This window comes from Thermogutta sp. (genome assembly GCF_014359955.1).
Lineage (GTDB): Bacteria > Planctomycetota > Planctomycetia > Pirellulales > Thermoguttaceae > Thermogutta.
On the sequence record NZ_JACIYL010000713.1, the window covers coordinates 1 to 2,290 of the forward strand.

Genomic DNA, 2,290 nt, shown 5'->3' on the forward strand with positions numbered 1-2,290 from the left:
GATGGCCGCCTGCTGGGCCGTGGCAAGCGACTGGCCCACTTCAGGAACAAATGTCGCTTCCGCCACCACGCTCGTCAGTTCCGGCGGCACAGGAACCGTTTCCTCTGCTGTGAGCGACCGCCCCCGATTGTCAATCCACTGCACTTCCACCTGGAATCGCGTGGCGATTTCGCGGGGGTCATCGTACGGGTTCTCGACCACCGTGCGCTTGGTTTCGGAGACGATCCGCCCGGTGAGGATGCTGTCCGCCTTCTCGGGTGAACCCACCACCTTGTACGGGGTGCGCAGTTCGATCTCTTTGATGACGGCCTCTGTCAGCCTTTCTCCCAAACCCGGGCGCAAGCTGGCCGATTGAAACATGGGCACATAGACCGTCTGGATGTCCGACCGATAAAGCTGGGCATTTCCCACCTGATAGCCAGCACATCCGCCCACCACCGCCGGCAGCATTCCCAGGAGAGCGAACCCAAGCACGAGCGGCGAAGTCCCCACGCGAAACAGCCCGCCGACGCCGGCATCATCACGGCTTGGCCGCCAAGCGCGGCCGAGGATCTCGCGAGAGAAGAAATGCCAGCCCTTCATGGCTCTTCCTTGTTGCTTTCGAAAAGATCGGTGAGAAACTTGAAACGATTGGGGGGCTTGTCGGGCAGGCCGTCAATCTGCCGGATGCGCTCCGCCGCCAGGACGGCCGCCTTGGTGTGGGGAAACTCCCGTAATGTGGCCCGGTAGTAATACCGGGCGGCTCCGTAGTAATGGCGATTGTCGTAATACTGGCCGATGGCGAAATATCGCATGGCCTTTTCCTCGGTGATTTCGTTTTTGGCACGCAGGACTTCTTCCCGGTCGGAGCCCAGACGATCCCGATAGACGGTGAGCAGCTCGTCGGCGGCACGCTCCGCTTTTTCCAGGGGTGTGCCGTCGTAGAGCGGTCCCTGGTAGGACAACTCATGGGCCTTGATGGCCAGAAGTGCGGCATTCACCGCGTGTTCACTCTGCGAATAATCTTTTCGCAGGAGATCGTAATGATAGGCGGCGTCCTCGTATCGCCCTTTGAGAAAATAGGCGTTGGCGGTGGCCATCACCGCATCGTCGGCCAGGGGGCCTGTAGGGTCGTAAAGGCGAACGTTCTGGTAGGCCTTGATCGCCCGGCCCCACGTGTCAAATGTAGGGCGGGTCTTGTCGCCCCACTGAACCAGGCCGAGCATCGACGGGCGTGACAATTCCACCTGTTCCCAGTACCGTCCGATGGCGAATTCCCGCTTGGAAACGATGTCCAGATAGCGGGTAAACTCGTACTTTTTGAGCAGCTCGAGATAGGCATTTTCCGCCTGGGGATAGCGATCGGCAAAGAAGTACGACTCGCCCGCCATGAAAAGGGCATCCTCTTCGAGGGGCGAATTGGGCCAGTGTTTGGCGGCCTTTTTGAACTTGGCGGCCGCCTCTTCATATTGTCCGCGACGGTAGAGCTCGGCCCCCTCCTGATAGAGAGCACGGGCGAGGGATTCGTCGCGTTTTGGCTGAAACAGTTTGCCCAACCGCTTGGGGATTTCAAAAAGGATGAAGTCTTCTTCCTCGTCTTTTTCCTCGTCTGACCGGGGCACAATGACAGTATCGGCATCGGCGGGAGGAAGCGGTTCGCCGGTGGGCTCGGTCGCCGATGTGGGTTGAACGGGCGATCCGCTGGCCGTGGTCTGCTGCACGTTTCCCTGTGCATTCTGGCCGGTGGATTGATTCTGATTCGCCGCGGCCGAGACCGCGGTGGACGGCTGTGATGTCGTGGCGGGCGATTCCTCTCGTCCCATGATGCTGCGGAAAAGCCAGCCCTCTTCCACCGGTTGCTGGGGATCGTAGCCCGACCGCTTGGCTCGATCCGGCAGTTCGAGCATGCTTCGGCATCCGGCCACCGAGAAAAGCGCCCCGGCCACAAAGAGCACCAACACAGGCAGAAAAAGCCCCCGGCCGGTGCTCCGCACAGCCTGCGCAACTCCGTTTGCGATTGTGGCCCTATCGGCCGGACAATCCCAGGTATTCATGCATCCGTGGCCTTTGGCCCAAAAGGTGACACACGTACTGTCCCAACAGGCCGCGCAGTTGACCGCTTATATTGGGTGCGATCTGTAACGAGCCGACGTCCTGTGGTGTTTTTCCCCGAAGTTCATCCATCGCCTCGATGACACTGGAAGGCACGAGGACGACGCCGCGTTTTCCCGGCCGACACCGCCCACACAGCACACCCCCGTCAAGCAGCGAAAAATAGTATTCCTGCCGGGCATGTGCCCCTGTCGGCGTG

The 2,290-nt window shown here is 60.4% G+C and carries 2 protein-coding genes and 1 pseudogene; all 3 read right to left on the reverse strand.

Annotated features, from left to right (window positions below; translation table 11 throughout):
- A partial coding sequence (gene lptE, locus H5U08_RS16160) for an LPS assembly lipoprotein LptE (protein WP_297035390.1) occupies window positions 1-582 on the reverse strand: 582 nt, incomplete at its 3' end.
- On the reverse strand, window positions 579-1,886 hold the full coding sequence (locus H5U08_RS16165) for a tetratricopeptide repeat protein (RefSeq protein WP_297035393.1): 1,308 nt from the start codon (window positions 1,884-1,886) through the stop codon (window positions 579-581). The genes H5U08_RS16165 and lptE, both read right to left, overlap by 4 nt.
- Window positions 1,887-2,004: 118 nt before the next feature.
- Window positions 2,005-2,290 (reverse strand): annotated as a pseudogene (locus H5U08_RS16170) (hypothetical protein); the annotation flags it as partial.

Bases quoted from the DNA above. Each gene is read 5' to 3' on its own strand.
- H5U08_RS16165 (WP_297035393.1), bottom strand. From the start codon at position 1,886: ATGCTCGAACTGCCGGATCGAGCCAAGCGGTCGGGCTACGATCCCCAG.